We start from the raw sequence: 17,907 nt of genomic DNA, 5'->3' as shown, positions 1-17,907 counted from the left end.
TTCCCTGTAGGCAAGGCAACGTGATGAAGTTATTTGTAAGAGATCTCACCGTCATCGATTCGAGCTACCTGTGCGAGCGCCGCGGCATGGTGGGCGAGAGCTGGCTGGTGGACATCGAACTCGGTGGTGAACTCAACGAGATGAGCATGCTGCTCGACTTTGGCCGGGTGAAGAAGCTCATCAAGGCGATCATCGACCGCGAGGTCGATCACAAGCTGCTGGTGCCGGCAGACAACCCCCTGCTGCGCAAGGGGGACGCGGCGCCGGGTGAGCTCACCGTCGACTGGCTGCGGCCGGGGCGCTCTATCCATCTGCGCTGCCCCGAGCAGGCATTTGCCTTCATCCCCGGCGTTCATGTCGAGCGGGAGAGCCTGACCGCCTATCTGATGCAGGTGCTAGAGCGCGAGCTGCCGGGCAACATCAAGGATCTCACCCTGACCCTGCGTCACGAAAAGATTGAGGGCGCCTTCTACCACTACAGCCATGGGCTGAAAAAACACGATGGCAACTGCCAGCGTATCGCCCACGGCCACCGCTCACCGGTGGAGCTCTATGTGGATGGGGAGCGCGATGAGGCGCTGGAGGCCGCCTTTGCCGAGCGCTGGGGCGACATCTATCTCGGCACCCTGGAAGACGAAGTGGCGCTGTCGACCCTCTCATTGAGCTCACATGCTGCGAAGCTGGAACCTTCCAGCCACATCGGTTTTGCCTATGAGGCGCCGCAGGGGCGCTTCGAGCTGGCGATGCCGCGCGCCGAGGTGGAGATGATCGACACCGACACCACGGTCGAGCTGCTGGCCCACTTCATCGCCCGCGAGGTGAAAAAACAGGTGGGGGATAAGTTCTTGAAGGTGGTGGCTTACGAAGGGGTGGGCAAGGGCGCCATCGCCTGGGCCTGATCCCGCCGTACGCGTGGTATCGAGGAAGCGACCCCGGCCTGCGCCGGGGTTGCTCTTTTTGTATCGCAGGCGGTGGCTTCGGATACAGGCAGAGGGAGGCAACTCGGGGTTTTTGTACCGTCTGCGGATTTGCTCAACAGCGCAGACATAAAAAAACCACCGCAGATGCGGTGGTTTTTGATGACTGACCCGGTTTAGAACAGGGTGTTGGAGAGATCGTAGAGCTCCTGATCGAACGGGCGCTTCATGTTCTCGATGCAGTCGATGATGTCGTGGTGTACCAGCTCGTTTTTCTGGATCCCGATGCAGCGGCCACCGTGGCCGGCCATCAGCAGTTCAACGGCGTAGGCACCCATACGGCTCGACATGATACGGTCACGGGCGGTGGGGGTACCACCACGCTGGATGTGGCCGAGAATGGTGGCGCGGGTCTCGCGGCCGGTCATGGACTCGATGTCCTTGGCCAGCGCGTTGACGTCGGTCACGTGCTCGCAGATGGTGATGATGGCGTGCTTCTTGCCCTTGGCTTCACCCGCCTTGATCTGCTCGAGCAGCTTCTCTTTGTCGAAGGCCACTTCCGGCACGATCACATACTCAGCACCACCGGCGACGGCGGCCGACATGGCCAGATCGCCGCAGTGGCGGCCCATGATCTCGACCACGGAGATGCGGTGGTGGGAGCTGCAGGTATCGCGCAGGCGATCGATGGCATCGACCACCACGTTCAGTGCGGTATCAAAACCGATGGTGAAGTCGGTACCGGCGATGTCGTTGTCGATGGTGCCCGGCAGGCCGATGCAGGGGTAGCCCATCTCGGTCAGCTTCTTGGCCCCCATGTAGGAGCCGTCACCGCCGATCACCACCAGAGCATCGATACCGTGCTTTTGCAGATTCTCGATGGCTTCGGCACGAACCTTCTCTTCCTTGAAAGCGGGGAAACGGGCAGAGCCGAGGAAGGTACCGCCACGGTTCACCACGTCGGAGACGCTGTGACGCTCGAGCTTGACGATACGATCCTGGTGCAGGCCCAGATAGCCATCCTTGATGCCGAACACTTCGACATTGTGGTTCAAGGCGGAACGTACCACGGCGCGGATGGCCGCATTCATACCCGGGGCATCGCCGCCGCTGGTCAATACACCAATGCGTTTGATCTGTTTGGTCATTGTGTGCCTCTGAAGCTGAGTTTACGAATCAGGTAGCCTGTTATTGTTTTATCCGGCTTTCGCATGGGTCGCCTCCCGCGGCGGGCCCATGAGAAAACCGCTAGAGGGGACCGTAGCCCCCTCTGGCGGTTTATCAATGTTACTTGGCAGCGCCAGCGATGATCTGGGAGAAGTCGTCCACCTTCAGGGACGCACCACCCACCAGGCCACCGTCGATGTCCGGCTGACCGAACAGATCGGCGGCGGTCGCACCGGTCACGGAACCACCGTACAGGATCTGTACCTTGGCAGCGACGTCGGCGTCAAATCCGGCCAGGTACTGGCGGATGTGGGCGTGCACAGCCTGGGCGATTTCCGGGGTCGCGGTCTTGCCGGTACCGATGGCCCATACCGGCTCGTAAGCCACGACGGCGTTGCTGAAGGAGGCGATGCCGCAACGGTCGATCACGGCCTTGAGCTGGGTTTCCACCACGCTGTTGGTCACGCCCGCTTCGAACTGCTCCAGGGTTTCACCGATGCACAGTACCGGGATGAGGCCGACCTTTTGGATCGCTTCATACTTGGCGGCAACGACGTCGTCGCTCTCGGCGTGCAGGGTACGACGCTCGCTGTGACCGACCAGGGAGTAGGTGCAGCCGAACTCTTTGAGCATGACCGGGGAGTTTTCACCGGTGAAGGCGCCGGCTTCATGGACGTCGGCATTCTGGGCGCCGTAGGCGATCTTGGTGTCGGCGGCCAGTTGCTCGACCTGACCCAGGAAGATAACCGGGGGGCAGACGGCGACTTGGACAGAGGGGTGGGCGGCGGCGGCCGGAGCCAGTCCCTTGATCAGTGCTTCCACAGAAGCCTTGGTGCCGTTCAGTTTCCAGTTACCCATTACCAGGGGCTGTCTCATTTTCTCTTCCTCCTGAGATGTTTGACTGCGGGTCATTATAAGAAGTGAACCGGGCCCAAGATAGCCGACCCGACAGCAAATGACGTAATTTTTTTTCGCTTTCCCTGATCCAGGTCAGTTTACAACCCCTTGATTGTTCACTCGTTGCTCTGACCGCGCAGGCGACTCCAGAGCAGTCCTATCCACTCATGTAAGGCCGCTTCCGAATACATCATATAGCGTCCTCGGGGCAGGTTGCTGTAGAGGGGCTGGGGCTGCTGGCTCACCTTGGCGGTGTAGTCGGTGGGGGCAGGGATGGGGGTCATCCCTTGGCCACGGTAGAGGGCCAGGGCGCGCGGCATATGGGTGGCCGAGGTGACCAGCGCCACCTGCTGACCCGCCAGCGCCTGACTGATGCTGACCGCCTCATCATGGGTATCCATGTTGTTTTCAAACAACCGCATGCGCGAGCGGGGAATGCCGAGGCTCTGTGCCATGCGGGCGTTGACCTCGGCATTGGAGTAGGTATCCCCCGCCACATAGCCCGAGAAGACGAGGGTTGCCTGCGGGTAGGCCTGGGCCAGACGCACCCCTTCCAAGGTGCGCGCCAAGGCGATGTTGTTTTGCCAACTGGTCAGCGGGATGGCCGGATCGGAGACGTGGCCGTTGCCGAGCACCACGATGGCATCGATGTGCGGGTGGTCGGCCACCACGAAGGGCGGGTTGGCCTGCTCGAGCGGGCGGGCCAGCTCGATGCTCACCGGGCGCAGGGCGAAGAGGGTGATCACCATGACCCCCAGGGTGGCGATCAGCTTGCCGCTGCGCTGGAAACGGGTGAACCACAGTAGCAGCAGGGCGATCAGCAGCAAGGAGAGGCCAAAGGGGAGGGGCATCAGCAGATGGCCGAGCCATTTTTTGATCACGAACACGGAGCCGGTTCCTCGAGTTTTCACAGACCCCGGGAGTATGCCAGAATATGCCCCTTTTGGAATTGGGCCAATCGGGCCCGTTTTCGAGTCTATCTCTTGAAGCACGATCAGAGTTTCGACGGGCGCGCCGACAAGTTCGCCCGCAACATCTATGACTCCAGCAAGGGGCGCATCCGCACCGCCGTAGTGTGGAGCGATCTGGAGGCCTGCCTCGCCCGGCTTGGCCACCGGCCACTACGCATTCTTGACGCTGGGGGCGGTTTTGGCTTCTTTGCCCGCCGCCTAGCCGCCCTCGGCCATCAGGTGACCCTGTGCGATCTTTCGGCAGAGATGCTGGCCATGGCCCGCAGCGCGGTGGAGGAGGAGGGGCTTGGCGACAGGGTTCGTCTCATCCACTGCCCAATTCAGGATCTCAAACTGCATGTGCAGGGCACCTTTGATCTGGTGCTCTGCCACGCGGTGCTCGAATGGCTGGTCGAGCCGCGGCAAACCCTGCTCGGTCTGTTTCCATTCCTAGCGCCGGGCGGCATACTGTCCTTGCTTTTTTACAACCGCCACGGCCTGTTGTTTCAGAGCCTGGTGGTGGGGAACTTTGACTACGTCAGGGCCGGGCTGCGCAAGAAGCGCCAGACCGCATTGACCCCCACCAATCCCCAGCTACCTGAACAGGTCTACGACTGGGTGGGTCGCGGGGGGCTGCGCATCATCGGCAAGACCGGGGTGCGCGTCATTCACGACTACATGCGGCACAAGGAAGATCAGAGCGGCAAGTTCGATGATCTGCTGGCCATGGAGCAGCACTACTGCCGCCAGGAGCCGTTCGTTTCCCTGGGTCGTTACATCCATGTCATGGCCCAAAAGCCGCTTTGAACCATGCCTCCATCATGACGGGACCACAACACGAGATGATCGCATGACCAGTACACCTGGCCTTTTGGCCACCCAGGAGGCGACGCCGCTGGCCGCTTCCGAGCGCTCCCTGCCCGAGACCATCGGCTGGGTGCGCCAGGAGGGGCTCGCCTTGCAGCTTTCCACCGACCGGCTGGCCTTCCTCGTCGCCATCAAGACTCTCTCCGAGGAGGAGCCTGACTTGTTCGAGGCCGCGCTGCACGATGCGTTCGGCTATGTGAGCAGCGCCTTCGGTCAGATGGACGAGACGGTCACCGCCCGGGCCAACAACGCCATCAACGATCTCATTCGCCAGCAACTGCTGGCGCGCTTCACCACCGATCCGGTGGCCGGCGAGAGCCTCTATCGCCTGTCGCGGCTCGGGGTCGCCATCGTCGATTTCTTTCTCGACCAGCGCCAGGTCGACTCGATCAAGCTCTCCATCTTGCTTGAACACCTGGCCAGCGAGCTCGACAAGGCGCGCACTGCGGCGCTGGAGACCAACACCCGCGAGCAGTGGGATGCCGAGGTGCTGCCGCGCCTGACCTTCTCGCTGGAAGAGACCATGGAGCGCATCGATCACACCCAGCGCGCCATGGACGAGCAGCAGAACAAGGTCAAAGAGGAGATCGCCGCCCTGCTGACCCAGGACTGGATGGAGGCGATCCACAGCTGTGAAAAGCTGCTGCGCGAGACCGGCCAGACCCTGCGTGAGCTGCAAGACACCCTGGATGCGGCCGGTCACCGGTTGCAAGAGGGGCTCTTGAACATCCAGGAGGCGGCCCAGGGGCGCGACGATCTGTTCCACGTCGAGGAGCTGACCCAGGCCCTGCAAGGGCGTCTGGATGTCATCACCAGCTGGGGCCAGCAGTGCATCGAGCTGTGGGCCCGCTATGACCGGCACGTGCACAAGTTCATCCGCACCGCCATCGACATGGACAAGAACCGCGCCTTCAGCCAGCGGCTGCGAGAATCCATCCGTCTGTTCGAGCAGCACAACTGGCTGCTGCGCGTGGCCGAGGAGCCGCGCCTGCTCGAGCTGCGCGACGAGACCATCGCCATCCACGACGAGGAGGTCACCGGTGAGGTGCCGACCGAGCTCGAGTTTCAGGAGGTGGTCGACATCAGTGCCGAGCTGGCCGAGCGCATCGAGCGTCACCTGGTGCGCTACAAGGAGGCCGGGCTGCCTCTCGACGTGGCCGAGGTGCTGCGCGAATACCTGGATGACTTCCCGGCCCACGCCCACTTCGACGTGACTCGCCTGCTGGTGGATCAGGCGGTGCGCCTTGGCCACAGCAGCGACTCGACCCCGCACGCCCAGCCGAGCTGGAAACCCGTCAACCAACATGGATCCAAGGTTCAGGCCTATGTCATTGATCAATACTGAGTTTCCCTTGCCGATGCGGCTCGCAGAGGCGATCGCCAATCCCTTGTTTCCGCGTATCGACACCGCCTTGCGCTCCGGGCGCCACATCAGTGCCGACGAGTTTGAGCAGCACAGCGTGCTGGTCGACTACCACCTGGAGTTCGAACTCTTCTACGGCCGCTATCAGGTCGAGCTCATCAAGGCGCCGGAGGGCTTTTTCTACCTGCGCCCGCGTCCGAGTGCCGACATCGGCACCACTGTGCTCTCCGAGCTCGACATGCTGGTGGGCAAGGTGCTCTGCTACCTCTATTTGAGCCCAGAGCGGCTCGCCTCGGAAGGGGTGTTCGCCATGGCCGAGTTGCAGGAGGAGATCCTGACCCTCGCCGATGAGAAATTGTTGCTGCGCATGGTCAACAGCCGCTCCGGCGGCACCGATCTCGACAAGAAGAAGCTGCTCGAGAAGATCCGCACCTCCCTGCGCCGTCTGCGCCGGCTTGGCATGGTCACGGCCCTTGGCAACGGTGACAAGTTCAAGGTCAACGAGTCGGTGTTCCGCTTTGCTGCCGACGTGCGCAGCGACGAGGATCCGCGCGCGGTGCAGCTGCGCATGATCCAGGAAGGGGAGGCCATTTTCCACGACGACGAGCTGCCGAGCAGCGAGAGTCTGTTTGAGGATGTCGAGGCGGATCTCGACGAAGAACAACTGGATCTGGAGGTATAAACGGTGCGAGGCAAGTTCAAATCCCTGACCATGGTCAACTGGAACGGCTTCTTCGCCCGGACCTTCGATCTCGACCAGTTGGTCACCACCCTCTCCGGCGGTAACGGGGCGGGCAAGTCCACCACCATGGCGGCCTTTATCACCGCCATGATCCCGGATCAGACCCTGCTTCACTTTCGTAACACCACGGAAGCGGGCTCATCGAGCGCCTCGCGCGACAAGGGGCTGTACGGCAAGCTGCAACGGGGCCACTGCTACTCCTTGCTGGAGGTGATGAACAGCCGTGAGCAGCGCATCTGGGTCGGGGTGCACCTCGAGCAGGTGGCCAACCGCGACAACAAGGTCAACATCACCCCGTTCGCCCTCATCGATGTGCCGGACGGGCTAGCGCCGACCGATCTGCTGCTGGAAAAACTCGACGACGGCAAGGGCCGGGTGCGGGCGTTTGCCGATCTCAAAGCGGCGGCGGTGCAGTTGGGCTCGCTCAAGGTGGCTAAGTTCAATTCGGTGACCGACTACCACAACTTCATGTTCGAGTTCGGCATCACCCCGAAGAAGCTGCGTGATCAAAAGGATCGCAGCAAGTTCTATCGCCTGATCGAGGCCTCCCTCTACGGCGGCATCTCCTCGTCGATCAGCCGCTCCTTGCGCGAATACCTGCTGCCGGAGAACTCCGGCGTGCGCAAGGCGTTCCAGGACATGGAGGCGGCTATTTACGAGAACCGCCGAACCCTGGAGGCGATCAAGGAGACCCAAGGGCAGCGGGATCTGTTCAAGAACCTCATCACCGAGACCACCCACTATGTGGCGGCCGACTATGTGCGCAATGCCGCCGAGAAGGCGCGCCTCTCCGAGCTGGCCCTCAAGGCCAGAGCCGAGCTGGCGGATAAGCGCCGTCTGCTGGCCGAAGAGCGCCAGCGCGCCATCTATCTGGCCGACGAGGCGGAGCAGCTTAGCAACCGCGAGAAACTGCTGACCGACGAGCTGGAGACGGCCGCCGAGCACCTGGGCAAGGTGATGGCCGCCGTGGCGCTCAAAAAGAAGATCGATCTCTACCGCGCCGATCTGCAAGAGCTTACCGACAAGCTGGAGCAGCAGAGCGCCGTGGTCGAGGAGATCCAGGCGCGCCTGCTCGAGGCTGAAGAGCGCCGCGAGCGCGCGCTGGGGGAGGTCGACAGCCTCAAGACCCAGCTCGCCGATTACCAGCAGGCGCTGGATATCCAGCAGACCCGCGCCATCCAGTACCGCCAGGCGGTGCAGGCCCTCGAGACCGCCCGCGAGCAGTGCGAGCAGTCCGATCTGACGGCCGACAATGCCCACGAGCAGCTGGCCGCCTTGCGTGAGCGCGAGAGTCAGCTCACCCGTGCTGTGCTCGATGCCGAGCAGCAGCTGGCCCTGGCCAAGACCGCCGCCAGCGACTACGAGCAGGCCCTGGCGCTGCTTTTGACCGTGGCCCCCGGTACCGAGCGGGCCGAGGCCTATCCGGTAGCCCAGCAGCTTGGCCGTCGCCTGATTGAAGAGCGTGCCCTGCTGGCGCAGGGGGAGGGGCTGCGCGCCGCTCTTACCCGGCTGGAAAAAGAGACCACCGGCGCCGAGCAGCTTGGCAAGTTGGTGGCCCAGCTCGCCGAAAGCGGCGTGCGGGTGGAGGATGCCGAGGCGCTCGAGCTGCTGCTCGAGGGGCTGCGTACCCGCCGCGAGGAGCTCGACGAAGAGGCTGAGGGCATTGCCCAGCGCCGCTCCGAGCGCCACCACCAGAGCGAACAGCTCGAGCGCGACATCAAAACGCTCACCGCCCTGGCGCCGCGCTGGTTGCAGGCGAGCGAGAAGCTCGAGCAGCTGCGCGAGCAGAGCGGCTTGCCCCTTGCCACGGCCGAGGCGATCTCCCTTGGCATGAGCCAGGTGCTGGCCGAGGAGCGCCGCTTTGAGCAGGAGAGCCGCGACATTCAGGGGCGCAAGCAGGCCATCGAGCAGCAGATCAAGAACCTGCAACTGGGGGCTGGCGAGGCCGACTCTCGCCTGTCGCGCATCGCCGAGCAGGTGGGCGGCGTGCTGCTCTCCGATGTTTACGACGACATCTCCATCGACGATGCGCCTTACTACTCCGCCCTCTACGGCCCGGCCCGCTGCGCCCTGGTGGTGCTCGATCTGGAAGGGGCCATCGAGCGCCTCAAGGCCATCGAGGATTGCCCGGAGGACATCTACCTCATCCAGGGCAACCCCGATTCGTTTGACGAAGATCTGCTCGAAGCCGACGAGCTCGGCAACGCCGTGCTGGTGCGCAGCAGCAAGCGCCAGGTGCGCTATTCGCGCTACCCCGAGCTGCCCCTGTTTGGCCGCGCGGCGCGGGAGAAACGCATCGAGCAGCTCGAGCTGGAGCGCGACGCCCTGGTCGAGGCCTATGCTAAGGCCGCCTTCGAGCAGCAAAAATTCCATCGCCTCTACCAGCACTTCAGCGATTTTGTCGGCAGCCACCTTGGCATCGCCTTTGACGACGATCCTGAGCTTGCCATCGAGCAAAAGCAGGCGGTCCTGCGTCAGTTGCAAGGAGTGGTCGGCGAGAGCGAGCGCGAGCTGCAAGCGCTCAAGGGGGCCCAGTCTCAGATCGCCCGGCAGTTGCAACTGGCCCAGTCCATGCTGCCGCTGGTCCACCTGTTCGATGAGCCGGTCGGTGAGAAACTCGATGAGGCGCGCGCCCAGGTGGCCCGTCTCGATGCGGCCCGCGATTTCGTGGCGCGCCACGGCGTGGCGCTGGAAAAGCTCGACACCCTGAGTCAGGCACTGCGCCAGGATCCCCAGGGGCTGGCCGAGTTGCAGATCACCTTCGATCAGGCAAGCGGGGCGCTCACCGAGCAAAAACGGCGCTGCTACCTGCTCGATCAGGTGGTGGCCCGTCTGCCGCACTTGGCTTATCAGGATGCCCAGGACCTGCTCGGCAAGGCCTCCGAGATGAGCGAGCACCTCAAGGCCAAGCTCAAGGCTGCCGAGGTGGATGCCCGCGCCGCTGGCGAGCTGCACAAGCAGATAAGTGCCCAGCACACCGAGGCGTTGCAGGTGCGCACCGCGCTCGACTCCAGTGCCTCGGCCAAGGGCGAGACGCTGCGCGAGTTCGAGCAGGAGCTGGCCGCCATGGGGCTGACCCTGTCGGAAGACATGGAGGAGAAGGCGCGTGCCCACAAAAAAGAGGTGGAGGAGCTGCTCATTCGCACCCGCTCGCGGCGCACCAGTGCCGAGGCCCAGTTGCAGGTGACCAAGCGCGAGATCGAGTCCCTCGGCGGTCGCCTCAAGGTGGAGGGCAAGGACTATTTCAGCGCCCGTAAATCCTTGGTCGGTCACAAGGCCAGTTGGTCGCGGGTGGTGCGTCTGGCCCGCGAGACCGACGTAGAGAAGCGTCTTAACCGCCGCGAGCTGGCCTACCTCGATGGCGACGACTTGCGCTCCATGTCGGACAAGGCGCTCGGCGCCTTGCGGGTCGCGGTGGCCCACGACGAGGAGTTGCGCGATGCCCTGCGCCGCTCCGAGGGCAACCGCAGCACCGAGCAGAAGGTGGCCTTCTACGTGCAGGTCTATCGCTACCTCAAGGATCGTATCCGTAACGACATCATCCGCTCGGACGATCCGGTCGAGGCCATCGAGGAGATGGAGATCGAGCTGGCGCGTCTGGCCGATGAGCTCAAGCAGCGGGAGAATCACCTGTCGCTCTCCTCCCACGAGGTGGCGGCCAAGATCACCAACATCATCCGTCGCGAGCAGAACCGGATCCGAGTGCTCAACCAGGGCTTGCAGAACATCGCCTTCGGTCTGGTGCGCGGGGTGCGCCTCAACGTCAATGTGCGCGAGGCCCACACTCGTCTGCTCACCGCGCTGGCCGATCAGAGTGCCATGCACAACGATCTGTTCGCCGACAAGGAGCTCAGCTTCTCCGAGGCGATGGCCAAGCTGTTCCAGCGCCTCAATCCGCAGGTCGATCAGAGCGATCGCAACTATCAGGTGATGGGGGACGTGCTGCTCGATTACCGCAACTACCTGGAGCTGGAGATCGAGGTGCTGCGCGGAGCCGATGGCTGGCTGCGCGCCGAGAGCGGGGCGCTCTCCACCGGTGAGGCGATAGGTACCGGTCAGGCGATCCTGCTGATGGTGCTCATCAGTTGGGAGGAGGAGTCCCGCCGCCTGCGTGGCAAGGACATCGCCCCCTGCCGTCTGTTGTTCCTCGACGAGGCGGCGCGTCTGGATGCCAAGTCCATCGCCACCCTGTTCGAGTTGTGTGAGCGCCAAGATATGCAGCTGCTTATCGCCGCGCCCGAGAACATCAGTCCGGAGAAGGGCACCACCTACAAGCTCATCCGCAAGGTGCAGGGCAAGCACGAGCACGTGCATGTGGTGGGGCTGCGCGGCTTTGGCTTTACCGACGAGGCGGCCAGGCTCAGTGCCTAATGGTGTGTAGGATGCGGGGGGCTTCGGCCTCCCGCTCTGTATGCGCAAGCAGAGGGAGGAAGAGGGAATGCAAAGAGTGAAACAGGCCGGTGCGCTGCTGCTGTGCCTGCTGCTGACGGCGTGCAGCAGCCGTTATGACGAGGCGCACGGCGGCAGCTGGCACGGCTATCGCGAGCGCGGTCTTGCCTCTTACTACGCCGATCGCTACCACAATAAGCGCACCGCCAGCGGCGAGCCCTATCGCAAGGAGGGGCGCACCGCCGCCCACCAGACACTCCCGTTCGGTAGCCAGGTGAAGGTGACCAATCCGGCCAACGGCAAGAGCGTGGTGGTGCGCATCAACGATCGCGGTCGCTTCCCCAAGGGGCGGATCATCGATCTCTCCCGCTCGGCGTTTAGCGCCATCGCCAACCCGGCTTCCGGTTTAGTCCGGGTCGAGCTGGAGGTGCAGTAATCGGCCCCTCACGACGCCAGCCGCTCCCTGCCACAGGGCATGACGACGGCTGGCTCGCCGCAGTATTTTACCCTTCACCCTCAGGGCGGCTTTTCTCTGCGGGCTTCTCTGGTTATGGTGCTAGGAGCTGCAACCGTCGATGACAGGAAGAAAAGGTGGAGTATCAATGGCATGAGGCCCGACTGGCCTTGGGGGGGGAGCGGCGCTTGACGATCCCCGCCCTGACGCTGCTGGCGGGTCAGCAATGGTGTTTCGTCGGCAGCAACGGCAGCGGCAAGACGGCGCTGGCGCGCGCCCTGTGCGGCGAGCTGCCCCTGTGCCAAGGCCGGGCGCCGGTGATCACCGGGGCGCTGCGCCTCTCGTTCGAATCCCAGCAGCAGTTGATGGCGGCGGAGTGGCAGCGGCGCAACACCGACATGGTGGGGGAAGAGGAGGAGGCGGGCTATCTGGTCTCGACCCTGCTGCTTGAGCAGGGCGACGAGGCAGAGGCGCGCCACTGGTTGCGGCGCTTTGGTGTCGAGGCGCTCTGGTCACGGCCGCTGCGCTTTCTCTCTAGCGGTGAGGGGCGCAAGGTGCTGCTGGCTCGGGCTCTGCTGGCGCACCCGACGCGGTTGGTGCTCGACGAGCCGTTCGATGGGCTGGATCAAGACTCCCGCCGCGATCTGGCCGCGCTGATCGGTGAGCTGGCGGAGGCCGGGCTTGCGCTGGTGCTCATCGTCAACCGCTTCGACGAGATCCCCACCGGGGCCACCCACCTCGGCCTGCTCAGTGACGGGTGCCTGCTACTGGCCGGGGCGCGTGCCGAGGTGGAGGGGAGTGCTGAGGTGCGCCAACTGATGGCGCTCAATCGCACCGCCCCGCCGCTGCCACCCCCTTATGAGCCGCCACCTTCGCTGCCTCCCGGCCCGCTGGTGCAGATGCGCCAGATCCGAGTGGCCTACGGGGCGCAGGTGATCATCGATGGCCTCGACTGGACACTGCTGCCCGGTCAGCACTGGCAGATCACCGGCCCCAACGGGGCGGGCAAATCGACCCTGCTGGCGCTGATCACCGGCGATCACCCTCAGGGCTACAGCAATGATCTCACCCTGTTCGGGGTGCGGCGCGGCAGTGGCGAGAGCATCTGGCAGATCAAGCGTCACATCGGGCTGGTCAGCCCGGCGCTGCACCTTGACTATCGGGTCGCCTGCTCAGCGCGTACCGTGATCCTCTCCGGCTTTCATGACAGCATCGGCCTGTATGTGACCCCAGGGGATCGCCAGTGGGCGCTGGCCGAGCAGTGGCTGAACCTGCTCGGGCTGGCAGGGCAGGGGGAGCAGCCGTTTCATGCCCTCTCGTTTGGTCAGCAGCGGCTACTGCTGATTGCCCGCGCCCTGGTCAAGCAGCCGCCGCTGCTGATCCTTGACGAGCCCTTGCAGGGGCTCGATCCGCTCAACCGCCATCTGGTGCGCGAAGTGCTGGCGCGGCTCATCGCCACCGGGCGCAGCCAGGTATTGTTTGTCTCTCACCACCCCGAAGATGCCCCGGCCGGTTTGACCCATCGCCTGTGTTTCGTGCCCGACGCGGTGGGAGGCTATCACTACCATCAGGGGGCACTGGGATGAGAGTCGGCTGGTTATGGCTCTGGCTGCTGCTCTGCTCCAGCGCCTTGGCGCGCCCCGCCATCACCTTGGTGAGTTCACAAGATACCCATGACTCCCCCTATGGTCGCTGGTTGGCGCTCATCTATGGCGAGGCTTTCGCGCGCCTTGGTTATGACTTCACCTATCTGGGCTATCCGGGGGGACGGGCGCCGCGGCTGGCCGAGCAGGGGCGGGTCGACGGGGAGATCCACAGGGGGGCCGACTATGCGCTGCAAACTGACACCCTGCTGCGGGTGCCCGAGCCGCACTTTTATACCGACTATGTGGCCTATACGCGGCACCCCGGTGTGCACCTGGCTGGCTGGCAGAGTCTGAGCGGCAGCCGCTACCGGGTGGAGTTTCGCCGTGGTGCCCGTCAGCCGGAGATGCGATTAAACGGGGTGTTGGCGCGCGATCGGCTCTCCGATGTCGCCACCCCAGAGCAGGGATTGCGCAAGCTGCTGCTCGGACGCAGCGATCTCTATGTGGAGCAGGCGCTGGTGGTGGAGGCGCTCAAACAGCGCCATCCGCTCGAGTTTGCCGCCCTCTATCAGGCTGGGGTGATGGAGCACAGCGCCACCTACGCCTATCTCAATCGCCGTCATCGGGCCCTGCTGCCGGTATTGGCCGCGACGCTGCGCACCATGAAGGCGCAGGGGGTGATCGAGCGTTATCGCCAGCAGGCGCTGAGGGGATCGGGCGAAGCGCTCAGCGTTGGCGCTCGGCCGCGATCTTCCGGGCTTTAACATCCTCGGGGTAGCAGAGCGGCGCCTTGCCCCCTGGCCGGCTCCAGGCACTGCGCTTTCCACAGCGCCGTCCGTTGCGCATCTGGCTGTAGGGGCAGGGACAGTTGCCCGGATAGGCGGCAATAGACTCCCGAATGAGCCGATCGGTGATGATCTTGTCGCTCTCCTTGGCCGGGTGACTGGTCTGCGGCGCCCCCCAGGCGGGGGCGGTCAGCAGAGTCAGGAGCAGCAGTGCGCGCATGGGGAACTCCTTCGCCGTTCGATAAGGGCTCCGAGTGTCTCGCATTTTGCGGTATACCGCTTTGATCCACTTCCGTTTCCCGTGCGCTCCTTCGGCGTTTGCGCCAAGGGGCGGGCTCAGCGCACTCGCGCCAGCACGCGGCGAAACGCCGGATCACGGCTATCTTCCAGCAGCTCGTAGAGGGCCATCTCTGCCGTGGTGAGGTGGGCCCCCAGCGCGGTGAGCTGTTGCAGCGCCACCGCTTTATCCATCGGGTGGCGGGCACTGATCGCATCGCACACCAGCGACACGCCCGCCCCGCGCGCGAGCAGATCCCGTGCGCTTTGGTAGACACAGATATGGGCCTCGATGCCGCACACCAGCCAGTGCTGCACGCCGCTACGGGCGATGGCGTCAGCGATAGCCTGCGTGCGCAGGCCGCTGAAGGTGAACTTGGCGTAGGCCGGCTCTTGCATCAGGGGGCGCAGCTCCTCGACCGTCGGGCCGAGTTTCTCCGGGGCCTGCTCCAGCCAGATGAGCGGCAGATCCAGTATGTTGGCCCCTCAATCAACAGTGCGCTGCGCGCGATGAGCCGCTCGCTCTGCTCGACCTGTCGCGCCAGTTTGCCCTGTATGTCCACGACCAGCAGGCCGGTCTGCGCTCGGTTGAGCATGATGATCTCCCTCCATCGTTCCTGCCCGAGGCTCATTGCGGCCCCGGCGCTGTCAGCCTTTGACCCCCCATCCTAAGGCAGCGGTGAAGCGGGCGGTAGGAAAGAGAAGGGGTGGTTGTGTGAGAGGGTGGAAAAGAGATGGGCCATTTCGCAAACCCAAGTGGGTGTTCGCCCGATTTTATGCTTGGCAGGCTGGGGTGAACTCTGATAATTTGCCGTAAGGATGTTTAGATGGCTAAACGGCCAATGTGATTTAATCGGAACAAGGAGTGTTGTGATGAAGCGTCGTTCCCTCTTGGCCCTCTCCCTAGCGATGACCTTACTGCCGCAGACGTTGTGGGCCGTGGCGCCGGCCAAGCGCGAGATAGTGATCGGCACCACGGTGGGGGATTTCGCCGACATGGTGAACGATGCCGTCAAACCGCAACTGGAGGCCAAGGGATACAGGGTCAAGCTGGTGGAGTTCACCGATTATGTCTCTCCCAATCTCGCGCTGGCCGATGGATCTCTCGATGTGAACTGCTTTCAGCACAAGCCTTATCTGGATCGCTTTGCCACGGAGCGCGGTCTCTCTTTGACCCCGCTCACTCAGGTGCCCACAGGCCCGATGGGGCTCTATGCCGGTAAGAAGCAGCGGCTCACAGAGCTGGCGCAGGGGAGCTCGGTGGCGCTGCCAAACGATCCCAGTAATCAGGCCCGCGCCCTGCTCCTGCTGCAAGATCTCGGCTGGCTGAGGCTAAAAGAGGGGATCGATCCGCTCAAGGCGAGTGAGTTCGACGTGGTCGCCAATCCCCACGGGTTGAAGTGGGTGCTGCTGGAGGCGGCCCAGTTGCCACGAGCACGTGAGGATGTGGATTTTGTCGTCATCAATGGCAACTTCGCCGCCTCAAGCGGTATCCCGTTCCAGAGCGGGCTGTTTCTCGAGCGTGGCTACACCTTCATCAACTGGGTGGTGGTGCGCAGCGAGGATAAGGAGAAACCCTTCGCCAAGGACGTGGCCGAAGCCTATAACTCGGCCGCATTTCGTGCTTACGCCAAGGGGCGTTTTGCCGGTTACAAGTGGCCGCAGGCGTGGGGCAAGGGGGAGTGAAAATAACTCGGGCCCTTGGCGGGCCCGACACGCAGCGCCATGGTGACTATCAGGCCAGCAGCAGGTGGGGATCGCGGTACTCCAGCCCGTGCGCCTCGGCCACCTCCTTGCAGGTGAGATGCCCCTCCAGCACATTGAGGCCGTTCATCAGATGGGGATCGCCCTTGAGCGCCGCCCGCCATCCCTGATTTGCCAGGGTGATGATGTAGGGCAGGGTGGCGTTGTTGAGGGCAAAGGTGGAGGTTCGCGCCACCGCGCCCGGCATGTTGGCCACGCAGTAGTGCACCACGCCATCGACCAGGTAGGTGGGATCTTCATGGGTGGTGGGGCGCGAGGTCTCGACACAACCCCCTTGATCAATGGCGACATCGACGATGGCCGAGCCCGGCTTCATGCGGCTGATGTGGCCACGGGTGACAAGTTTCGGCGCAGCTGCGCCCGGGATCAGCACGGCGCCGATCACCAGATCGGCCGTCAGCACCTGCTGCTCGATAGCCTCGCTGGTGGCATAGAGCAGGCGGGCGCGCCCCTGAAACTCGCGATCAAGCTGGCGCAACGCCTCGATGCTGCGATCGAGCACGGTCACGTCGGCTCGCATGCCGATGGCGATGCGCGCCGCATTGGCGCCGACCACGCCGCCCCCGAGGATCACCACCTTGGCCGGCTCGACACCGGGGACGCCCCCGAGCAGTACGCCGCGACCACCGCGGGATTTTTCCAGTGCCAGTGCGCCGGCCTGCATCGCCATGCGACCGGCCACCTCTGACATAGGCGCGAGGAGGGGGAGGCCACCGCGTTCGTCGGTGACCGTCTCATAGGCGATGCAGATGGCGCCGCTGCGGAGTAGCTCCTCGGTTTGCGGCCGATCGGGGGCGAGGTGTAGGTAGGTAAAGAGGAGCTGCCCTTTGCGCAACATGGCGCGTTCTGCTGGCTGGGGCTCTTTGACCTTGACGATCATCTCGCTGCGACTGAATAGCTCGGCAGCGGAGTCAAGTACCCCTGCGCCGGCGGCCAAGTAGTCCTCGTCACGACAGCCGATGCCAAGGCCGGCGCGGCTTTCGACAAAAACACTATGGCCTCGGGCAGTCAGTTCACGTACACTGGCCGGAACCATGCCTACGCGGTATTCATGGTTTTTTATTTCCCTGGGTACACCGATTATCATGTTGTCCCTCACGTGATTGGTGTTTTATGTTGCGGGTTATTTCAGCGGCATTTTCGCCAAGTATATGTGGGAGTTGACAGGATTTGTGTTCATTATTATAAAATCGTTAGTGATTCTTACCAAAAAATAGCCTAAGGATGGAATAAATGATGGAAGTTAAGAGTCGACTAAAGGACTTGGACAGGATCGACCGCAACATTCTGAATGAGCTGCAAAAGGATGGCAGGATTTCGAACGTTGAGTTGTCCAAGCGAGTAGGACTGAGCCCTACGCCTTGCCTAGAGCGGGTGCGCCGTCTAGAGCGGCAGGGTTATATCGAAGGCTACGCCGCCATTCTCAATCCGCATTTCCTGGATGCTTCCCTGCTGGTGTTCGTCGAGATCACCCTCAATCGCGGCGCGCCGGATGTGTTCGAGCAGTTCAACAAGGCGGTACAGGTACTCGAAGAGATCCAGGAGTGCCATCTGGTCTCCGGTGACTTCGACTATCTGCTCAAGACCCGGGTAAGCGACATGTCCGCTTATCGTCGTCTGCTGGGGGAAACCCTGCTGCGCCTGCCTGGCGTAAACGACACCCGCACCTACGTGGTGATGGAAGAGGTCAAACAGAGCAGCCGGTTGGTGATCAGCACTCGTTAGTCCTGTCGACCCGAGTAAAGTGAAT

16 protein-coding genes are annotated in these 17,907 nt (G+C 63.3%); 10 read left to right on the top strand and 6 right to left on the bottom strand.

The features are described from left to right. The first annotated feature begins 23 nt into the window (after nucleotides 1–23). Complete coding sequence (locus FE240_RS09450) at nucleotides 24–899, top strand: 6-carboxytetrahydropterin synthase (protein ID WP_193000489.1); 876 nt, start codon at nucleotides 24–26, stop codon at nucleotides 897–899. 194 nt (nucleotides 900–1,093) lie between these two features. Here the strand turns inward: FE240_RS09450 and pfkA are convergent, their stop codons facing one another. The 3 genes from pfkA to elyC form a co-directional block, all read right to left on the bottom strand. Next, complete coding sequence (gene pfkA / locus FE240_RS09445) at nucleotides 1,094–2,065, bottom strand: 6-phosphofructokinase (protein ID WP_042047562.1); 972 nt, start codon at nucleotides 2,063–2,065, stop codon at nucleotides 1,094–1,096. 139 nt (nucleotides 2,066–2,204) lie between these two features. Beyond that, a complete protein-coding gene (gene tpiA, locus FE240_RS09440) occupies nucleotides 2,205–2,960 on the bottom strand; it encodes a triose-phosphate isomerase (protein ID WP_193000488.1) in 756 nt (251 codons plus the stop codon). A gap of 137 nt (nucleotides 2,961–3,097) precedes the next feature. Next, a complete protein-coding gene (elyC, locus tag FE240_RS09435; protein ID WP_193000486.1) occupies nucleotides 3,098–3,868 on the bottom strand; it encodes an envelope biogenesis factor ElyC in 771 nt (256 codons plus the stop codon). 96 nt (nucleotides 3,869–3,964) lie between these two features. Here elyC and FE240_RS09430 point away from each other — a divergent pair, with 96 nt between their 5' ends. From FE240_RS09430 to FE240_RS09400, 7 genes are all read left to right on the top strand, one after another. Beyond that, nucleotides 3,965–4,738, top strand: a complete 774-nt coding sequence (locus tag FE240_RS09430) for a methyltransferase domain-containing protein (RefSeq protein ID WP_042047558.1) — start codon at nucleotides 3,965–3,967, stop codon at nucleotides 4,736–4,738. Nucleotides 4,739–4,781: 43 nt separating this feature from the next. Further along, complete coding sequence (gene mukF / locus FE240_RS09425) at nucleotides 4,782–6,143, top strand: chromosome partition protein MukF (protein ID WP_404800016.1); 1,362 nt, start codon at nucleotides 4,782–4,784, stop codon at nucleotides 6,141–6,143. Continuing rightward, nucleotides 6,124–6,843, top strand: coding sequence for a chromosome partition protein MukE (mukE, locus tag FE240_RS09420; protein ID WP_042047555.1), 720 nt, complete (start codon nucleotides 6,124–6,126; stop codon nucleotides 6,841–6,843). The genes mukF and mukE overlap by 20 nt, the downstream gene beginning before the upstream one ends. 3 nt (nucleotides 6,844–6,846) lie before the next feature. Beyond that, nucleotides 6,847–11,274: a chromosome partition protein MukB gene (mukB, locus tag FE240_RS09415; protein ID WP_193004361.1), complete on the top strand. Its 4,428-nt coding sequence runs from the start codon at nucleotides 6,847–6,849 to the stop codon at nucleotides 11,272–11,274. Between the two features lie 67 nt (nucleotides 11,275–11,341). Further along, nucleotides 11,342–11,728 carry a septal ring lytic transglycosylase RlpA family protein gene (locus FE240_RS09410; RefSeq protein ID WP_042047554.1) on the top strand — a complete coding sequence of 129 codons (387 nt, stop codon included), beginning with the start codon at nucleotides 11,342–11,344 and terminating at the stop codon, nucleotides 11,726–11,728. A 155-nt stretch (nucleotides 11,729–11,883) separates the two neighbouring features. After that, complete coding sequence (gene modF / locus FE240_RS09405) at nucleotides 11,884–13,332, top strand: molybdate ABC transporter ATP-binding protein ModF (RefSeq protein WP_193004359.1); 1,449 nt, start codon at nucleotides 11,884–11,886, stop codon at nucleotides 13,330–13,332. After that, entirely contained in the window at nucleotides 13,329–14,096 is a 768-nt protein-coding gene (locus FE240_RS09400) for a substrate-binding periplasmic protein (RefSeq protein ID WP_193004357.1), read from the top strand. Before modF ends, FE240_RS09400 begins: the two co-directional genes overlap by 4 nt. Here the strand turns inward: FE240_RS09400 and FE240_RS09395 are convergent. Next, nucleotides 14,059–14,337 carry a hypothetical protein gene (locus FE240_RS09395; RefSeq protein ID WP_193004355.1) on the bottom strand — a complete coding sequence of 93 codons (279 nt, stop codon included), beginning with the start codon at nucleotides 14,335–14,337 and terminating at the stop codon, nucleotides 14,059–14,061. The genes FE240_RS09400 and FE240_RS09395 overlap by 38 nt on opposite strands. A gap of 116 nt (nucleotides 14,338–14,453) precedes the next feature. After that, the gene (locus tag FE240_RS09390) at nucleotides 14,454–14,792 is read right to left on the bottom strand and encodes an isochorismatase family protein (protein ID WP_264293193.1); all 339 of its coding nucleotides are present in this window, start codon (nucleotides 14,790–14,792) and stop codon (nucleotides 14,454–14,456) included. Nucleotides 14,793–15,266: 474 nt separating this feature from the next. Between FE240_RS09390 and FE240_RS09385 the strand changes: the two genes are divergently transcribed. Continuing rightward, entirely contained in the window at nucleotides 15,267–16,079 is an 813-nt protein-coding gene (locus FE240_RS09385; protein ID WP_193004353.1) for a MetQ/NlpA family ABC transporter substrate-binding protein, read from the top strand. 49 nt (nucleotides 16,080–16,128) lie between these two features. Here FE240_RS09385 and ald read toward each other — a convergent pair whose 3' ends face one another. After that, complete coding sequence (gene ald / locus FE240_RS09380; protein WP_193004352.1) at nucleotides 16,129–17,244, bottom strand: alanine dehydrogenase; 1,116 nt, start codon at nucleotides 17,242–17,244, stop codon at nucleotides 16,129–16,131. Between the two features lie 146 nt (nucleotides 17,245–17,390). Between ald and lrp the strand changes: the two genes are divergently transcribed. Further along, nucleotides 17,391–17,882 (top strand): leucine-responsive transcriptional regulator Lrp, encoded by a 492-nt coding sequence (gene lrp / locus FE240_RS09375; RefSeq protein WP_005363787.1) that lies wholly within the window; start codon nucleotides 17,391–17,393, stop codon nucleotides 17,880–17,882. The last annotated feature ends 25 nt before the right edge of the window (nucleotides 17,883–17,907 follow it).

This window comes from Aeromonas simiae (genome assembly GCF_014892695.1).
In the GTDB taxonomy this organism is placed as follows: Bacteria; Pseudomonadota; Gammaproteobacteria; order Enterobacterales; family Aeromonadaceae; genus Aeromonas; species Aeromonas simiae.
This window is presented reverse-complemented; position numbering and strand designations above follow the sequence as displayed.